Source organism: Janthinobacterium sp. ROICE36 (genome assembly GCF_002869965.1).
Taxonomy (GTDB): Bacteria; Pseudomonadota; Gammaproteobacteria; order Burkholderiales; family Burkholderiaceae_D; genus Janthinobacterium.
The window spans coordinates 18,691-35,905 of sequence record NZ_PEBS01000056.1 but is presented as its reverse complement, the minus strand read 5'-3'; the positions used below and the strand labels follow the sequence as shown (position 1 = coordinate 35,905).

The 17,215-nt window shown below is 60.9% G+C and carries 12 protein-coding genes, 2 pseudogenes and 1 riboswitch; of the genes and pseudogenes, 3 read left to right on the top strand and 11 right to left on the bottom strand.

Translation table 11 applies throughout. The features are described 5' to 3' along the window. Window positions 1-132, top strand: a pseudogene (locus tag CSZ94_RS28845) (IS481 family transposase); the annotation flags it as partial. On the opposite strand, the pseudogene CSZ94_RS20365 reads toward CSZ94_RS28845, so the two are convergent. From CSZ94_RS20365 to CSZ94_RS20320, 10 genes and pseudogenes are all read right to left on the bottom strand, one after another. Then, window positions 117-446 (bottom strand): annotated as a pseudogene (locus tag CSZ94_RS20365) (reverse transcriptase N-terminal domain-containing protein); the annotation flags it as partial. The pseudogenes CSZ94_RS28845 and CSZ94_RS20365 overlap by 16 nt on opposite strands. A gap of 1,231 nt (window positions 447-1,677) precedes the next feature. Continuing rightward, the gene (gene thiE / locus CSZ94_RS20360; RefSeq protein WP_102123195.1) at window positions 1,678-2,289 is read right to left on the bottom strand and encodes a thiamine phosphate synthase; all 612 of its coding nucleotides are present in this window, start codon (window positions 2,287-2,289) and stop codon (window positions 1,678-1,680) included. 10 nt (window positions 2,290-2,299) lie between these two features. Beyond that, on the bottom strand, window positions 2,300-3,067 hold the full coding sequence (gene thiD / locus CSZ94_RS20355; RefSeq protein ID WP_258001110.1) for a bifunctional hydroxymethylpyrimidine kinase/phosphomethylpyrimidine kinase: 768 nt from the start codon (window positions 3,065-3,067) through the stop codon (window positions 2,300-2,302). Next, window positions 3,064-3,858, bottom strand: coding sequence for a thiazole synthase (locus CSZ94_RS20350; protein ID WP_102123194.1), 795 nt, complete (start codon window positions 3,856-3,858; stop codon window positions 3,064-3,066). Before CSZ94_RS20350 ends, thiD begins: the two co-directional genes overlap by 4 nt. 15 nt (window positions 3,859-3,873) lie before the next feature. Beyond that, entirely contained in the window at window positions 3,874-4,077 is a 204-nt protein-coding gene (thiS, locus tag CSZ94_RS20345; RefSeq protein ID WP_099764292.1) for a sulfur carrier protein ThiS, read from the bottom strand. A gap of 20 nt (window positions 4,078-4,097) precedes the next feature. Continuing rightward, window positions 4,098-6,011 carry a phosphomethylpyrimidine synthase ThiC gene (gene thiC / locus CSZ94_RS20340; protein WP_102123193.1) on the bottom strand — a complete coding sequence of 638 codons (1,914 nt, stop codon included), beginning with the start codon at window positions 6,009-6,011 and terminating at the stop codon, window positions 4,098-4,100. A 79-nt stretch (window positions 6,012-6,090) separates the two neighbouring features. After that, window positions 6,091-6,206, bottom strand: a riboswitch (TPP riboswitch). An 83-nt stretch (window positions 6,207-6,289) separates the two neighbouring features. Next, window positions 6,290-6,547, bottom strand: a complete 258-nt coding sequence (locus tag CSZ94_RS20335) for a hypothetical protein (protein WP_102123192.1) — start codon at window positions 6,545-6,547, stop codon at window positions 6,290-6,292. Window positions 6,548-6,586: 39 nt separating this feature from the next. Further along, window positions 6,587-7,393 (bottom strand): response regulator, encoded by an 807-nt coding sequence (locus tag CSZ94_RS20330; protein ID WP_102123191.1) that lies wholly within the window; start codon window positions 7,391-7,393, stop codon window positions 6,587-6,589. A gap of 28 nt (window positions 7,394-7,421) precedes the next feature. Further along, window positions 7,422-9,665, bottom strand: a complete 2,244-nt coding sequence (locus CSZ94_RS20325) for a PAS domain-containing hybrid sensor histidine kinase/response regulator (protein ID WP_102123190.1) — start codon at window positions 9,663-9,665, stop codon at window positions 7,422-7,424. 45 nt (window positions 9,666-9,710) lie between these two features. After that, window positions 9,711-10,451 carry a Crp/Fnr family transcriptional regulator gene (locus CSZ94_RS20320; RefSeq protein ID WP_102123189.1) on the bottom strand — a complete coding sequence of 247 codons (741 nt, stop codon included), beginning with the start codon at window positions 10,449-10,451 and terminating at the stop codon, window positions 9,711-9,713. 241 nt (window positions 10,452-10,692) lie between these two features. Here CSZ94_RS20320 and CSZ94_RS20315 point away from each other — a divergent pair, with 241 nt between their 5' ends. Next, complete coding sequence (locus CSZ94_RS20315) at window positions 10,693-12,777, top strand: putative bifunctional diguanylate cyclase/phosphodiesterase (RefSeq protein WP_258001109.1); 2,085 nt, start codon at window positions 10,693-10,695, stop codon at window positions 12,775-12,777. Here the strand turns inward: CSZ94_RS20315 and CSZ94_RS20310 are convergent. After that, window positions 12,774-13,835, bottom strand: a complete 1,062-nt coding sequence (locus CSZ94_RS20310) for a porin (RefSeq protein WP_102123187.1) — start codon at window positions 13,833-13,835, stop codon at window positions 12,774-12,776. The two genes, CSZ94_RS20315 and CSZ94_RS20310, sit on opposite strands and share 4 nt — an antisense overlap. Window positions 13,836-14,328: 493 nt before the next feature. Between CSZ94_RS20310 and CSZ94_RS20305 the strand changes: the two genes are divergently transcribed. Further along, window positions 14,329-17,148, top strand: coding sequence for a valine--tRNA ligase (locus tag CSZ94_RS20305; protein ID WP_102123186.1), 2,820 nt, complete (start codon window positions 14,329-14,331; stop codon window positions 17,146-17,148). Window positions 17,149-17,215 lie beyond the last annotated feature (67 nt).

Genomic DNA, 17,215 nt, shown 5'->3' with positions numbered 1-17,215 from the left:
ATCTACAACCACAACATTCCCCAGCGCGCCTTGGATAACGCAACACCGATTCAGGCGATGAAGAAATGGCAGGAGAAAAAGCCGGAATTATTCGTTAAACGCGTATATAACCAGGCCGGTCTTGACATGTAGCCTTGTTTCTTCAATCTCGCAATTGCTGCAAATTTCTGCTGCGGTGAATCCCATAATTGCTGATCCACCCCTGCGGTCCGTTTACCTTGATTTTCGGTCACCCGTTTAACTGCGAGTGCTTTTGCGCTAAACGAGTGGGTCAGCCACCTTTGCAGAGCTTTTGCCCTGCGCCAGTCACCTTCCTGTGTGGCCTTCGTTAATCGACACTGCATGGCTCTCACGTTCCGTTGAACGAGCCGCCAGTTGATGGCGGCCCATTCAGACGGAGCATGCGAGGACGCAGAACCGGTATGACTACTAACGGTTACTTTCATGCTGTACCTCGGGTAGTTTCCCTAGAGGCGCAGTTCTCCCCGAAGGGTGAACTGAATCCCTTCGGGGTGATTGAAAAATAATGACTACTTGGAGACAATACTGTTTTATGACGACTATTACACCAGATGGAAGTCTGCGCCCTTTCAGGCTGGGGCAAATTCTGAACCCCTATCCGAGTCGTTAAAACCCGGCATTCGCTTTCTCCATCCTCCCATACCCGCTTTCCCATCTGCTCGCCTTGCGGCTTACTTGCCAATTTCTCACTGTTTTGATTTTTTTTGGCAGAAAATCGGGCTTACCACGTTCCCAACGATATCGACGCGACAGCTACATCGCGACTAGCTGTTTAGAGTCCATCTTTCCCCCGGTGGTTTAAATGACGACGTATCCCCAACATCAACGGAGATATCCGACCACGTACCGTTTTGGTTTAGGCCTATCAGCAGTTTTGGCCTATCAATATTTACGAGGGTTCAAACGATGGTTCACATTACATTACTCTTGCAGCACTCACCTAGCCCCTAAACCGCATTACTGCTAGCAGTCTCTGACCAAACGCTCACGCGGTTAGCCACCGAAATTTTGGGGGTACATTGTCTTCGAAGCTTCATACCCCATCGTTACCGATGACGCATGTTCGAGTAGGTGACGGGCGGTCGTGCGCCCGGTCGTAGCACCAAGTAAATGAAGATTTGGGTACGACAAGATATCGAAGAGCTTGTCGCTCTAGAAGTTCATTGATGTAAGTATTGAGATACCTACTAAAATACTAGCGGAGGTGTTAGACCTTGCTGTTAGTGTCCGAGCTTACCGTATTGGAGGCCGCTTCAACTCTTTTCGGATAAAGCCATACATCGCCACGAAAGGCGCGAAGAAGGTCCGAACATCGTCTTTTGCAACCCGCTTGATATGCTGCATGAGAGGACTCATTTTTCTTTGGAAGGACTCTATTGTCGTATTTTAACAACGTAAGCGAACCGTTAAACTGGATTCGCAGACACAATTGACCCACTGGAACACAAAACCCACTTTGTATCCACACTAGGAATTACGGCTTCTCAGACTATTACGTTTGTATCAATTAGGGCGAATTTTCCTTTAAATTCAAAGGGATACTAACCCGCTCCTGCTTCTAATGATTGCCGCATAGCGACGATTTTGCGACCGTGTCGCACTGACGTTCTTATTATATGCCGATTATTCGCCCACATCAGCCCCCCGTTCCCATGCTCACGCCGCAAACAATTGATTAAATTGCTGCACTGCAATATCCATATCGTCCGCTTGATAGACGCTAGTGATGGCCGCCACCATGTCAGCGCCGCGCGCGACCAGCGGCGCCGCGTTTTCCGGCGTCATGCCGCCGATCACCACGCACGGCAAGCTGATCTCGCGTTTGGCTTGCAGCACGATATCGAAGGGCGTCGTCACCGCATACTTTTTCACCAGCGAAGGGTAAAAGCCGCCGAAGGCCACGTAGTTGGCGCCGCCCGCCTCGGCCGTCCGTGCCAGGGCCATATCGCCATAACACGAGGCGCCCACGATCTTGCCGGCTCCCAGGCGCGCGCGCGCCTGCGCCACGGAAGCGTCCGTACCGCCCACATGCACGCCATCGGCGTCGAGCTCTTCGCACAGCGCGATAAAGTCGTTGATGATGAAGGGCACGCCATACTTGCGGGCCAGGGCCAGCAAGGCACCCGCCTGTTCGCGCCGTTGCTCCGCCTCGGCGCTCTTATGGCGGTATTGCAGCAGGGCCACGCCTTCCTGCAAGGCTTGCTCGCTCACGTCGAGCAGGCGGTCGGTGTCATCCCAATTGGGGGTGACCAGATACAGTCCACGCATGATGTTTTCCTTATTGAATGAAGCGTTGCGGTATCAACTGACCTGGCGCAATCGCATACGCGCCGGCCAGGGCCGCATGGCAATAGCGTTGCGCCAGGTCAAGCGCTTGCGCCAGCGGCTGGCCCAATGCCAGGCGCGCCGCGATGGCGGAGGCCAGAGTGCAGCCGCTGCCGTGGAAGCCGCCGGGCAAACGGGGCCAGCGCCACTCGCGCTCGCCGCCCTCGGCGTCGAACCAGCGGTTGAGCACGTCCTCGCCGTCGCCATGGCCGCCCGTCACCAGCACGTTCTTGCAACCTTGCGCGAGCAAGGCTGCCTCGCCGCCGAGGGCCAGCGCTTCCGGCCCGTTCGGCACGATCACGGTCGTCAACGGCAGCAAGGGCGCCAGCGCCAGCACGGCATCACCCGTGCTGAGCACGTCGCCATGGCCGCTGGCCAGCACGGGGTCTAGCACCACGGGCAAGTCTGGCCGGGCCAGCCGCAATTGCGCGATCAGTTGCGCAATGACGGCCGCATTCGCGGCGCTGCCCGGGATGCCGATTTTCACGGCGTCGATGGCGACCTTGGCTATCAGCGCCTGCGCCTGACGGCGCAGCAATTCCGGCGCCACCGGTTCGACAGCAAACACGCGGTCGTTATCCTGCACCGTCAGCGCCGTGATCACGGGCAGCGCATGCGCGCCCTGCGCCGCAATGGCCACAATATCGGCGGCCAGACCGGCGCCGCCCGAGGGATCGAGGCCAGCAAACACCAGCACGGTCGGCAACGTTGGCTCCGTCACGCCAGCCGGCCCGCCATCGGCGACGACGGCGTAGCGGCGAACTTTCTCGGCATGCGACCCGCCAAAAAAGCCTCGCGCCCGGCCCGCACGGCCAGCTTCATCGCATGCGCCATGCGCACGGGGTCGCGCGCGCCGGCAATCGCCGTATTCATCAGCACGCCATCGCAGCCGAGCTCCATGGCAATGGCCGCGTCCGACGCCGTGCCCACGCCCGCATCGACGAGCACCGGCACTTTCGCCTGGTCGATGATCAAGGACAGATTCCACGGATTCAAAATGCCCATGCCCGAGCCAATCAGGGAAGCGAGGGGCATGACGGCCACGCAGCCGATGTCTTCCAGAATTTTCGCCTGGATGGGGTCATCGCTGCAGTAGACCATCACGTCAAAGCCATCCTTGACCAGCGCTTCGGCCGCGATCAGGGTTTCCGACATGTGCGGAAACAGGGTCTTTTCATCGCCCAGCACTTCCAGCTTCACCAGATTGCGTCCGCCCAAGAGTTCCCGCGCCAATTGCAAAGTGTAGACGGCGTCTTTCGCGTTGTAGCAGCCGGCCGTGTTCGGCAAAATCGTGTACTGGTCGGGCGGCACGAAATCGAGCAGGCTGGGCGCGTTCGGGTCCTGGCCGATATTTACGCGGCGTATCGCCACCGTGATGATTTGCGCTTCCGCCGCGTCCGTCGCTTCGCGCGTCTGCGGCAAGTCCTTGTACTTGCCGCTGCCCACCAGCAAGCGCGATTGGTACTGTTTTCCTGCGATGGTCAGCAGGTCGTCGTTGTTATTACTTGTCATTGCTTTTTCCTTAGTCTAGCCGCCGCCGATGGCGCGAACGATTTCCACTTGGTCTTGCACCTGCAAGACCTGTCCCGGCCACGCCTTGCGCGGCACGACGTTGCGGTTGACGGCCAGCGCCAGCGCCTGGTTTTCCAGCGCCAGCGCGGCGATCAATTGATCCAGGGTTTGCCCCGGCGGCACCTGGTGCGGTGCGCCGTTGAGCGTGATGGATATCAATGCAGGCATCACACTCTCCTTCAGACCTTGCGGTACAGCTCGGCACCGTTCTTGATGAATTCGATGGCCTTGATTTCCATGCCCTGCTTGAGCGCCTTGTCTTCCGCGATGCCCATGCCGGCCGCGTATTCGCGCACTTCCTGCGTGATCTTCATCGAGCAGAAGTGCGGGCCGCACATGGAGCAGAAATGCGCCACCTTGGCCGAATCCTTGGGCAAGGTTTCATCGTGAAATTCGCGCGCCTTGTCCGGGTCCAGGCCGATGTTGAACTGATCGTCCCAGCGGAATTCGAAGCGGGCTTTCGACAGCGCGTTGTCGCGGATTTGCGCGCCCGGATGGCCTTTCGCCAGGTCGGCCGCGTGCGCCGCAATTTTGTAGGTGATGATGCCGTCCTTGACGTCGGCCTTGTTGGGCAGGCCCAGATGTTCCTTCGGCGTCACGTAGCACAGCATGGCCGTGCCATACCAGCCTATCATGGCCGCGCCTATGCCCGACGTGATGTGGTCGTAGCCGGGCGCGATGTCGGTGGTCAACGGCCCCAGCGTGTAGAACGGCGCTTCGCCGCACTGCTCCAGCTGCAAGTCCATGTTTTCTTTAATGAGCTGCATGGGCACGTGGCCCGGGCCTTCGATCATCACTTGCACATCATGCTTCCAGGCAACTTGCGTCAGCTCGCCCAGGGTCTTCAGTTCGCCCAGTTGCGCTTCGTCGTTGGCGTCGTAGATGGAGCCCGGGCGCAAGCCGTCGCCCAGCGAAAACGACACGTCATACGCCTTCATGATTTCGCAGATGTCTTCGAAATGTGTGTACAGGAACGATTCCTGGTGGTGCGCCAAACACCATTTCGCCATGATGGAGCCGCCGCGCGAGACGATGCCCGTCAAGCGCTTGGCCGTCATCGGCACATAGCGCAGCAGTACGCCCGCGTGGATGGTGAAGTAATCGACGCCCTGCTCAGCCTGCTCGATGAGGGTGTCGCGGAAAATTTCCCACGTCAGATCTTCGGCCTTGCCATTGACCTTTTCCAGCGCCTGGTAGATGGGCACGGTGCCGATGGGTACGGGGCTGTTGCGCACGATCCATTCGCGCGTTTCATGGATGTGCTTACCGGTGGACAAGTCCATCACATTGTCGCCGCCCCAGCGGATCGCCCAGGTCATCTTTTCCACTTCCTCGCCTATCGACGAGGTGACGGCCGAATTGCCGATGTTTGCATTGATTTTCACCAGGAAATTGCGGCCGATAATCATCGGTTCCACTTCCGGGTGGTTGATGTTGGCGGGAATGATGGCGCGGCCGCGGGCGATTTCCTCGCGCACGAATTCAGGCGTGATTTCGGCCGGAATGCGGGCACCGAACGACTGGCCCGGGTGCTGGCGGCCCATCAGCTCGGCCAGGCGTTCGCCCATGGGACCGGAGGCTTGCAGTTCGCGCAAATACTCCTGGCGGCGCATGTTTTCGCGGATGGCGACAAATTCCATTTCCGGCGTGATGATGCCGCGCCGCGCATAGTGCATCTGTGTCACATTGGCGCCCGCCTTGGCGCGGCGCGGCTTGCGGTGCAGGTTGAAACGCAGTTCGGCCAGCTTCGGGTCCGCCAGACGGGCGATGCCGTAGTCGGAGGTGGGGCCGGGCAATTCTTCCGTATCGGCACGCTCGACTATCCACGGCAGACGCGGCGTATCGAGGCCCGAGCGGATGTCGATGCTCACGTCCGGGTCCGTGTAGGGGCCGGACGTGTCGTACACGTAGATCGGTGGATTCTTTTCGCCGCCGAACGACGCTTCCGTGTCGGACTGGCTGATTCTCCGCATGGGCACGCGGATGTCGGGGCGGCTGCCCTGCACGTAAATCTTGCGCGAATTGGGCAGCGGCGCGATGGCGGCTTCGTCGACCGTGGCGGTGGCGGAGAGGAATTTCGGGTTGGCGTTCATTTTGGCTCCTTGGCTAGACTTGTTTTAAGCCTGGAGCCAGCTAAGGAGGTTCGGAATTGCGCACGCAGAAAGGCGGGGTGCGTTCATCCTAAAGCTTCCCTTCGCTGGCATTATCCAGATCAGGTTCGGAGGGTATTTCTCACCCGCGCTTGCACTGTGTTTCCACAGCGAAAGGCAGGACCCCTAGCGTTTGCCGCCTTGCGGCAGCGAGCCAATTATACGCGGTTCACGCCGCGTGGCCAGATGATTTCTTGCAGCTGTAGCCTTTGTGCATCGACCTACTTCTTCTTGCCCCAGCGCCAGGCGGTCGGTTCGCCCTTCAGCTGGCAGATGAAAATGAGCGCGGCAACGACGGCCACTTCATACACGATGTAGCCTACGAACATGGTTTGCGGGGGAAACAGGAAGGCGCCGCAGGCGAACAGCGCCAGCGCGGCCAGGAACACCAGCCAGCCTTGCCAGGTGATGGGCAAGCCCCAGCCCCAGCCATAGGTTTTGGCGGGAAACCAGTATTGCTGTGGTGATTTGTCAGCCATGATGCTTTCCTTGTGGATATGGATAGCAGCAAGTATAAATCAGGCGCTTCGATGGCGCTCCGTGACATCGAGGCCGATGCCGCGGTAGCCGATGAAGCGGCTGCCATTGTCGAACATCGGTTCGCCGCTGACTTGCAGGTATTGCATGCTGCCGTCGAGGTTGACGCGGCTGTAGATGAAGTCGAGGAATGGTTCGCGCGCGGCAATCTTGGCGTCGAGCAGCGCTCGTTCGGTGACATTCCAGCGCTGCGGCTCTGCTTCGCTGCCGATGCCCAGCATTTCAGCCACGGGGCCCGAAAAGCGCGTCAGATTGCCCTGCGCATCCTGTTCCCAGTACCAGTCGGACGACAGCTCCGTGAAGCGCTGGAAGCGCGCTTCGCTTTCGCGCAACTCCGCCGTGCGCTCTTCCACCATCTGTTCCAGCGACTTGTTGTATTCGGCCAGCTTCTGGTACAGCAAACGCACTTCCAGCATGTTGTGGATGCGCGTTTTGACTTCCACCAGGTCGAAGGGCTTGCTGATGAAGTCCTTGGCGCCCGCCTGCAGCGCGCGCAACTTGTGGCCGGGTTGCGCCGTGATCACCAGCACCGGCAGATAGCTGCCTGCCTCGATGTCGCGCAAGCCTTCCATGACTTCAAAGCCATCCATTTCCGGCATCTGCAAGTCGAGCAGGATCAGGTCGTAGCGATGCTGCTGGTGCAGCGCGTGCACGGCTTGCGGGTCCATGGTGGACGTAATGCGCGTATAGCCGGCATTGCGCAACACCTGTTCGAGCAGCATGACGTTGGCTTCCTGGTCGTCAACGATGAGGATGCTGGCGTTCAGGATCTCGGTGGATTGAAGCATGGCGGTATTCCTAAAATGAAGTGCTGAATTAGCGTACTGCGTGAGTATCGTCGGCCAGGCCGTGCGCGGCCGCATGGTGCAGGGCAACGTCGAGCGCATCCATGAATTCGACGACCTTGATGGGCTTGGTCAGGTAGCGGAAGAAGCCCGCTTCCAGGCCTTTCTCGATGTCGCGCGGCACGGCATTGGCCGACAGGGCCATCACGGGAATGTGGCTGGTGAGCGGGTCGTCGTGCAGGATGTGCAGCGCGCCATAGCCGCTGATGCCGGGCAGGTTGATATCCATCAAGATCACGTCCGGCTGGTAGGTGCGCGCCAGGTCGATGCCCAGGTGCGCATCGATGGCGGTCAGCAGTTTCAAATCGCTGCGGCGGGCGATCAATTGCTCCACCAGCGCCAGGTTGGCCGGATTGTCTTCCACATACAGCAAGGTGCGCTGACTTTCCTGGCCTGCCTGTATCACGGGCAAGGCCACGCCCTCTTCCAGCTGCAGTTCGGGCGCGCGCGAGGCCTTGAATTCGACCCAGAAAGTAGTACCCAGGCCCACCGTGCTGTCGACGCCGATGGTGCCGCCCATCAGTTCGACCAGTTGCTTGGTGACCACCAGGCCGATGCCCGTGCCCTCTTCCGTGCTGTTTTCCTGGCCCAGGCGGTTGAAAGGCTGGAACATCTGCGCCATCTGCTCGGCGTCCAGGCCGGCGCCGGTGTCGGTGACGCTGGTGCGCACCTTGTCGCCGTGCTGGCGGCAATCGACCTTCACGTTGCCACCGCTCTGGTTGTACTTGATGGCATTCGACAGCAGATTGATCATCACCTGTTTCACGCGCGTACGGTCGGCATGCACATAGAAAGCCTGGCCGCAGCGGGGGAAATGCATGCCGATGCCGCGCTTTTCCGCTTGCGGCGCAATCATCGCCTGGCAATCCTGCAGCACGTCGAGCAAGGACATCGCCTCTTCGGACATGGTGACCTTGCCCGACTCGATCATGGCCAGGTCAAGGATTTCATTAATCAAACGCAACAGATACCAGCCGCCCTTGAGGATTTGGTCGATCGAGCGCTGCTGCGGCAAGCTGGGCGCCGGCGTCTCGGACGCCATCAGCTGGGCAAAGCCCAGCACGGCGTTCAAGGGCGTGCGCAATTCATGGCTCATGCTCGACAGGAATTCGGACTTCGCCAGGTTGGCCTTTTCCGCTGCCTGGCGGGCCTTTTCCATCTCGATATTCGTGTCTTGCAGCGCTTGTTCGAACTGCTTGCGTTCCGTCACGTCGCGCGCGGCGGCAAACACGCCCTGCAGCTTGCGGTCGCGGTCGTGGAAGGTCGAAGCGTTGTAGGAAACAAAAGTCTGCTTGCCGTCGCGCGCCAGGGCTGTCAGCTCGTAATTGGTCAATTTTCCTTCACGCAACACGCGCGCGATGGCTTCCTCGGCCCGCTCCGGTTCCGTAAAGTAATTCTTGCACGGCGCGCCGATCAATTCATCGCGCGTGCAGCCCGTCAATGCTTCCATTTGCTGGTTGACGTCGCTGATGATGCCGCGCGGGTCGGTCGTCATCAGGGCGTCGATATTCGATTCGATCAGCGAACGCGTGTAAAACTGCTGGTCGCGCAAGCGCTGGTCCAGCAGCGCCTGTTCCGCCTCGACCTGCTTGCGCGCCGTATTGTCGGTGCCGATCAGCAAGTAACCGATGACCTTGCTTTGCGCGTCGCGCAAGGCCGTCACGGAGACGATGGCGGGGAAGCGGCTGCCATCCTTGCGGATGTAGGTCAGTTCATAAATATCTTCGATGCCGCGCGTGGCCTTGAACACCAGCGCTTCCACGCCGGGCGTGATGACGGTGTCGAGTTCGGCACTCAGGGCGGCGGCGCGCGCGATGATTTCTTGCGCGTCGGAAATACCGGCCGGCGTCAGCTTGTCGACCACGTCGCTGGCCGCATAGCCGAGCATGCGTTCGGCACCCACATTGAAAATCTGGATCACGCCCTGCGCATCGGTGGCGATGCAAGAGAAATTGGCGCTATGGAAAATCGCATCCTGCAAGGCGCCCGCCTTGAGCAACTGGCGCGGCAGGCTGGCGGCCAGCGTGCGCCGGTACAGCGCCAGCAGCAGCAGCAGCAGCAAAAATACCAGCGAGTCAATGACGCACGCCGTCTCGAACGGTGCGCGCCAGGCCAGCACGCCGACGGCCAGCAACACGATGGCACTGAAGGAAAACGCCAGCGCCATGGGCCAGCGCGATGGAGCGCGGGAGGGATTTTTTTCAACAGATTGCATGAGGTAGCCTGGGCTGTGACGACGATAATAGAGTGGATGCGGTGTTCAATGCGCCTGACGCTGGCGCACGTCCGACAGCAGGCGCGTGAATTCCTTCTTCACCACGCCATAGCACTCGCACACATGGCCTTCGAGGCCGGCGCGGTCCAGAACGGAAATATGGCCGCGCCGGTAACTGATGAAGCCGCGCGCCTGCAAGCGGCCCGCAGCCTCGGTCACGCCTTCGCGCCGCACGCCCAGCATGTTGGCGATGAGTTCCTGCGTCATGGTCAGCTCGCGGTTCGGCAGCCGGTCCATGGTCAGCAGCAGCCAGCGGCACAGCTGCTGCTCCACCGTATGGTGACGGTTGCACACGGCCGTCTGCGACATTTGCGTGATCAAGGCTTGCGTATAGCGCAGCAGCAGGCGCATGACAGGACCGGCGCGGTCGAATTCTTCCATCAGCAGGTGCGCCTTCAGGCGATAGCCGACACCGCCCGTCTGCACCAAGGCGCGGCTGGGCGTCGAGTTGCCGCCCATAAACAGCGACACGCCCACCACGCCCTCGTTGCCCACGCCGGCGATTTCCGACGAACCGCCGTTTTCCAGCAGGTAATGAAGAGAAACGATGGCCGTGGTGGGGAAGTACACATGCTGCAGCTTGTCGCCCGAATCGTAGATCACATCGCCCAGCAGCATGGAGACTTGCTCAAGATGGGGGGCCAGGCGCGCGAAATCGGCGTCGAGCATGGCGGCGAGCAAATGGTTTTGATTCGGGTTGTGCAGCTGGGCATGCGGACTCGACATGGGCAGGATTCCTGGTTTCCAGTCGTCAGCTAGGGGATAGATGAAAGACGTCCGAACGAGGGCCGCCATATTATGCCGCAGCGTAACACAGCGCTTGCGCAGTGCCCCCACTATATTTCGTGCCGGCATGCTTGTCCGTTCGCCAGCGAACGGACAGCCACGTGCCCTGTGCCCTACAGTCAGTCACTGCCAGGGCTGCCGGATCAGGGATCGGCACCGGCGCTGTTTACCGGACGCCATCATGCAATCATTCTTCAGACGCATTTCCATTTCCGTTTCGACCTCGGCCTTGATCACGCTGGCCGTCGGGCTGTGCCTGACGGCCCTGTGCTACGTCTCGGCGCGCCAGATCGAGTCGGAAAGCACCCGGCTGCTGCTGCAGTACCAGGCCAGCGGTCACACGCTGGGCGCCGCCCTGCTGCCTGCCAGCAGCATGCGCCTGGACGTCAGCCATCGCGGTTCCCTGTACGTGCTGCTGGGCGGATTACTGTCGAGTCTGCTAGCGGCCGCCTATGTGTATCAACTCGTGTCGCGCAATTCCGTGATTGCCCGCATCACGGGCGAGCGCACGGCGGCGCTGCAGTTTGCCAACTTGCGCCTGTCCGAAGACATCGCCGCACGCATGCACAATGAAAAGTCGCTGCGTTTGCGCGAACGCATCATCGAGGTGTCGGCCAATGCCGTCATCCTGTGCAGCGCCGATGCGCCAGGCTACCTGATCGAATACGTCAACCCCGCCTTCGAGCGCATCACCGGCTATGCGGCCGACGAAGTCATTGGCCAGCGCCTGGAAGACTTGCAGGGCCCCGAGCAAGGGCGGCAAGACATGCATGAGATTACAGCCGCCCTGCGCGAACAGCGCGAAGGCAAGGCCATCGTGCGCAATTTCCGCAAGGATGGCAGCTGCTACTGGAGCGAGCTGTTCGTCGCGCCCGTGCGCGAAGATGGCGATGGCCCCGTCAGCCACTTTGTCGTGGCGCAATACGACATCAGCACCGTCATGCGCTTCGAACAGGAGCTGCAATTCCAGTCGCGGCACGATATTCTGACGGGCCTGGCCAACCGCCTGCTGCTGCGCGAGCGGCTGGAACAGGCGATGGCCGTGACGCGCCGCAGCGGCCTGCCCCTGTGGGTGGTGTTCATCGACCTCGACCGCTTTAAATTCGTCAACGATACCTTGGGCCACGATGCGGGCGACACGGTGCTGAAAAATGTGGCCGAGCGCCTGCGCGACGCCACGCGCGAAGTCGACACGGTGGCGCGCCTGGGCGGCGACGAATTCGTGCTGCTGCTGCCGCAGCATGGCAATGGCGAACCGGGCGCCGCCATCCTGCAGCGCATCCAGGATGCGGTGGCCCAGCCGCTGCAACTGGGTGAATATGAATTTTTTCTCAGCTGCTGCATGGGCGTGGCCGTGTATCCCGACGATGGCCAAAATGCCGACACACTGATCAAGCATGCCGACATCGCCATGTATCGCGCCAAGGATCAAGGACGGGGCCACTGGCAATTCTATGCATCGGGCATGAATGCGGGCACGCTGGAACGGCTGGGACTGGAAAGCGAGTTGCGCCACGCCCTGGAGCGCGGGCAGTTCCACCTCGAATACCAGCCCCAACTGGACTTGGTCAGCGGCACGGTGGTGGGCATGGAAGCGCTATTGCGCTGGCAACATCCGCAACTGGGGCGCATTGCGCCTGCCAGCTTTATCGGCCTGGCCGAAGAAATGGGCTTGATCATTCCCATCGGCGACTGGGTGCTGCACACGGCGTGCGCCCAGGCGCGCGCCTGGCAACAGGCTGGCCATGGCCCGCTGCGCCTGGCCGTCAACTTGTCGGCGCGGCAATTCAAGCAAAGGAATCTGCTGCACGCGGTGGCGCAGGCACTGGCCGACACGGGCCTCGATGCCGCCCATCTGGAACTGGAATTGACGGAAAGCATGGTCATGCATAACGTGGAGCAAGCCACGGCCATCATGATCAAGCTCAAGGCGCTGGGCGTGCAACTGTCCATCGACGACTTCGGCACCGGCTATTCCAGCCTGGCCTACCTGCGCCACTTCCCCATCGACGTGCTGAAAATCGACAAGACCTTCGTCAGCGACATCACGCACAGCGACGACGACGCGGCCATCGTGCGCGCCATTATTTCGCTGGCGCACAGCCTGCGCCTGAAAGTGATCGCTGAAGGCGTGGAAACGACGCAGCAGCTGGCCTTCCTGCGCCAGCACGGTTGCGATCAGATGCAGGGCTACCTGTTCAGCCGCCCGCTGACCGCAGCCGCCTTCGAAGAACTGTTACTGCAGAGGAAAATGCTGCCCGCTTAAAACGCGTGGCGCAAGCCGATGTTCAGCGCGCGGTTGCCGCTGCCCACTTCCGTGGCATTGCCCACCATGTAGGCGGCGTCATTGCGGTTGCGGATATGCGCGTAGGCCAGATACACCTTGCTGCGCTTCGACAAGGCATACGTGGCGCCGATGGCGAGCTGCTGCGCGTCGCGGTTGGCGGCGTCGCGGTCATCCTTGTGGATGAACGAGGCCAGCAAGGTGGTCGCGCCCAGTGGCACGGACACGCCGACGATGGCGTCGCGGCTGTCGCTCGACTGGGCCGGCGCCTGCGCCGCGCCATACGGGTTTTCGGCAAAGAACATGGAACTGCCATCGCCCGTGTTGCGGCCATAGCCGGCAAACGCGGTGGCCACGCCGAAGTTGTAGTTACCGGCCAGAATGGTGTTGTTGACGTCGGCCTTGCCGAATGCGCCGCCACGGCTCTGGCGCGCCAGGCGCAGGGTCAAGGGGCCGTTGACATAGCCCAGGGCCAGGCCCAGCGAGCGTTGATCTGCCGCCATCCCCGTGTGTTCACCGGCGCCGAACATGACGGTGCCCGTCACGCCGCGCCATTCCGGCGAGGTGTAGCGCACGGTATTGTCGATGCGCGTGGCCGAATAGCCGGCCAGATTGGTCGACGCGCCCGCCATGCCGCCTTCGAACGGGTCGGCCACGTCCGTCAGCGCCTGGCTTTGCAGGTTGTACTGGCGGCCCACGGTGAGCATGCCCAGCGGGCTGTTCAGGCCGACAAAAGCCTGGCGGCCAAACAACTGGCCTGCCTGGTCGGAGCGGCCCGTGTCGCTCAAGAGACCCGCTTCCAGCGTGAACACGGCTTGCAGGCCATTGCCCAAGGACTCGGTGCCACGCAGGCCCAGGCGCGAGCCAGCCGAGACGCCACTGGTGAGCTTGCTGATGCCGCGCTCCTGCACCAGGGCCGCGTCCATCAAGCCGTATATTGTGACTGACGACGGGGTGACTGAAGTCGGGTCGACGGAGGACTGGGCGTGGGCGGCAGGCAAGGCGCCCAGGGCGGCGAGTGCGAGACAGATTTTCTTCATGATGGTTTCCTTGTAAAGGCAAAACCGGGAAAGCGCGCGGCCATGGCATAGCCACAGGCGACTAGGTGCGCTGTAGTTATTGCCGTATCGAAAGACGACGGGCCAGATAACAACATTCCTGGCTAAGCTGTGGCGGCGCGGCCGGTAAAGACAATGGCGCGCGCTATTCCGCCGTGAATGGTGCACCGCTGGCGGTGCGCGTGGCTCAGGCGCCCGGCCCGAAGGGGACGCGCTGAAGATGGCTGGCATCGCTGATGCACTGGCCGTGTGATGCGGGCGAGAGTTGGATAAAACCGCGCCTGCTGGCGCCGTCCGCAAAGATGGGGCAGGAGGCGCCGAGGCCGACATTATAACATCGGCAGCGCCAGCCGCCCATTCGGTTGCGGCAAAACGGCCCGCAAAGCCGCCAAAACACTGAAAAAGGCCGCTTGCCACGCTGCAGGCGATGCCGTGTCATCTATAATGGTTCCTTTTGCCAATCACACGCCAAATCATGGAATTAGCCAAGTCTTTCGAGCCCGCCGACATTGAACAATTCTGGCGCACCGAGTGGGAACAGCGCGGTTACTTCACCGCCACCCTCGATGCGGGAAAACCTTCCTTCAGCATCCAGTTGCCGCCGCCGAACGTCACCGGCACCCTGCACATGGGCCATGCGTTCAACCAGACCATCATGGATGGCCTGACCCGTTACCACCGCATGCTGGGCCACAACACGGCCTGGATTCCCGGCACCGACCACGCGGGCATCGCCACGCAAATCGTCGTGCAACGCCAGCTGGATGCGCAAAAGATTTCGCGCCATGACCTGGGGCGCGAGAAATTCGTGGAAAAAGTGTGGGAATGGAAAGAAAAATCCGGGTCCATCATCACCGGCCAAATGCGCCGCCTGGGCGCCTCGGCCGACTGGCAACGCGAATACTTCACGATGGACGAGCCACGTTCGAAAGTCGTCACCGACGTCTTCGTGCGCCTGTTCGAGCAAGGCTTGATCTACCGCGGCAAGCGCCTGGTCAACTGGGACCCCGTGCTGGGCACGGCTGTTTCCGACCTGGAAGTGGTGTCCGAGGAAGAAGACGGCTCCATGTGGTACATCAAGTACCCGCTGGTCGACGGCAGCGGTTTCCTGACGGTCGCCACGACCCGTCCTGAAACCATGCTGGGCGACGTGGCCGTGGCCGTCGATCCGACGGACGAGCGCTACGCAGCGCTGGTGGGCAAGATGCTGAAACTGCCTTTGAGCGACCGCGAAATCCCCATCATCGCCGACGAATACGTCGACAAGGAATTCGGCACGGGCTGCGTCAAAATTACCCCAGCGCATGACATGAACGATTACGCCGTGGGCCAGCGCCATAAACTGGCGCAGATCGTCATTCTGACCCTGGACGCGAAGATCACCGACGACGCGCCGGAAGCGTATCGCGGCCTGGACCGCTTCGCCGCGCGCAAGCAGATCGTCGCCGACCTCGATGCGCAAGGCTTGCTGGAACAGGTCAAGCCGCACAAGCTGATGGTGCCGCGCGGCGACCGCACGGGCGTCGTCATCGAGCCGATGCTGACGGACCAGTGGTTTGTCGCCATGAGCAAACCGGCCCCGGAAGGCACGTTCTTCCCCGGCAAATCGATCGCGGAAACGGCGCTGGACAAGGTCGCCAATGGCGAAATCAAGTTCGTGCCGGAAAACTGGAGCACCACCTACAACCAGTGGCTCAACAACATCCAGGACTGGTGCATCTCGCGCCAGCTGTGGTGGGGCCACCAAATCCCGGCGTGGTACGACGACGCCGGCAATATCTTCGTTGCAAAAACACAGGCCGAAGCCGAAGCGAAAGCCCTGGCTGCCGGCAGCACGGGCCCCTTGAAACGCGACGACGACGTGCTCGACACGTGGTTCTCGTCGGCTCTCGTGCCGTTCTCGACCATGGGTTGGCCTGAAGAAACGCCGGACATGAAGGCCTTCCTGCCGTCGTCCGTGCTGGTGACGGGTTTCGACATCATCTTCTTCTGGGTCGCGCGCATGGTCATGATGACGGCGCACTTCACGGGCAAGGTGCCGTTTGAAACCGTCTACGTGCACGGCCTGGTGCGCGATTCGACAGGGCAAAAAATGTCCAAGTCGAAGGGCAATACGCTGGACCCGATCGACCTGATCGACGGCATCGACCTGGAAGGCTTGATCGTCAAGCGGACCACGGGCCTGATGAATCCGCGCGACGCGGAAAAGATCACCAAGGCGACGCGCAAGGAATTCCCGGACGGCATTTCGGCCTATGGCACGGACGCCGTGCGCTTCACCATGGCCAGCTATGCTTCCCTGGGCCGCAACATCAACTTCGACCTGGGCCGCTGCGAGGGCTACCGCAATTTCTGCAACAAGATGTGGAACGCCACCCGTTTCGTCATGATGAATACGGAAGGCAAGGATTGCACCCCGAACGACGTTGATCTGTCGCAAGCGGACAAGTGGATTATTTCCCTGCTGCAAAAGGCCGAACTGGACGTGGCCAAGGGCTTTGACGACTTCCGTTTCGACAACATCGCCGCCAGCATCTACAAATTCGTCTGGGACGAGTATTGCGACTGGTATCTGGAAGTGGCGAAAGTCCAAGTGCAACAGGGCACGGAAGGCCAGCAGCGCGCCACCCGTCACACCCTGCTGCGCGTGCTGGAAGTGGTGCTGCGCCTGGCCCACCCGATCATTCCCTTCGTCACGGAAGCCCTGTGGCAAAGCGTTGCGCCGTTGGCCGGCAAGCTGCCGAAGGCCGAGGGCGAGCCCAAGGGCGTGTCCATCATGATGCAGCCCTACCCGATCGCCAATACCGACAAGATCGACGAATCGGCCGAAGCGTGGATGCAGCAGCTGAAAGCCTTGACGGACGCCACGCGCAACCTGCGCGGCGAAATGCAGATCTCGCCGTCCGTGCGCGTGCCGCTGATCGTCGAAGCGGGCAATGCGACGGAAAAGGCCGCGCTGGCCTCTTACGCGCCCTACATCCAGTCGCTGGGCAAGCTGGCCGACGTGCAGATCGTCGATGCGCTGCCGGACTCGCCTGCGGCCGTCGCCATCGTCGGCACCACCAAGCTGATGCTGAAAGTGGAAATCGACGTGGCGGCCGAACGCGAGCGCCTGGGCAAGGAAATCGCCCGCATCGAAGCTGAAATTGCCAAAGTGAATAGTAAATTAGGCAATGAAAGCTTTGTCGCGCGCGCCCCGGCCACCATCGTTGCGCAAGAAAACGAGCGCTTGCTCAGTTTTTCGGCCACAATTGAAAAATTGCGCGAACAGTTTGCTAAACTAGCCAGCGCATAAGGCAAGTTTGGCAGGATTGCGCGGCCGTCCCAGTGACGCCGCGCAGTACCGCTGGTCTTGCCTTGGT

Excerpts from the sequence above, each read along its gene's own strand:
- thiE (WP_102123195.1), bottom strand. The coding sequence starts at position 2,289 with ATGCGTGGACTGTATCTGGTCACCCCCAATTGGGATGACACCGACCGC.
- CSZ94_RS20350 (WP_102123194.1), bottom strand. The coding sequence starts at position 3,858 with ATGACAAGTAATAACAACGACGACCTGCTGACCATCGCAGGAAAACAG.
- thiC (WP_102123193.1), bottom strand. The coding sequence starts at position 6,011 with ATGAACGCCAACCCGAAATTCCTCTCCGCCACCGCCACGGTCGACGAA.
- CSZ94_RS20335 (WP_102123192.1), bottom strand. The coding sequence starts at position 6,547 with ATGGCTGACAAATCACCACAGCAATACTGGTTTCCCGCCAAAACCTAT.
- CSZ94_RS20330 (WP_102123191.1), bottom strand. The coding sequence starts at position 7,393 with ATGCTTCAATCCACCGAGATCCTGAACGCCAGCATCCTCATCGTTGAC.
- CSZ94_RS20325 (WP_102123190.1), bottom strand. The coding sequence starts at position 9,665 with ATGCAATCTGTTGAAAAAAATCCCTCCCGCGCTCCATCGCGCTGGCCC.
- CSZ94_RS20320 (WP_102123189.1), bottom strand. The coding sequence starts at position 10,451 with ATGTCGAGTCCGCATGCCCAGCTGCACAACCCGAATCAAAACCATTTG.
- CSZ94_RS20315 (WP_258001109.1), top strand. The coding sequence starts at position 10,693 with ATGCAATCATTCTTCAGACGCATTTCCATTTCCGTTTCGACCTCGGCC.
- CSZ94_RS20310 (WP_102123187.1), bottom strand. The coding sequence starts at position 13,835 with ATGAAGAAAATCTGTCTCGCACTCGCCGCCCTGGGCGCCTTGCCTGCC.
- CSZ94_RS20305 (WP_102123186.1), top strand. The coding sequence starts at position 14,329 with ATGGAATTAGCCAAGTCTTTCGAGCCCGCCGACATTGAACAATTCTGG.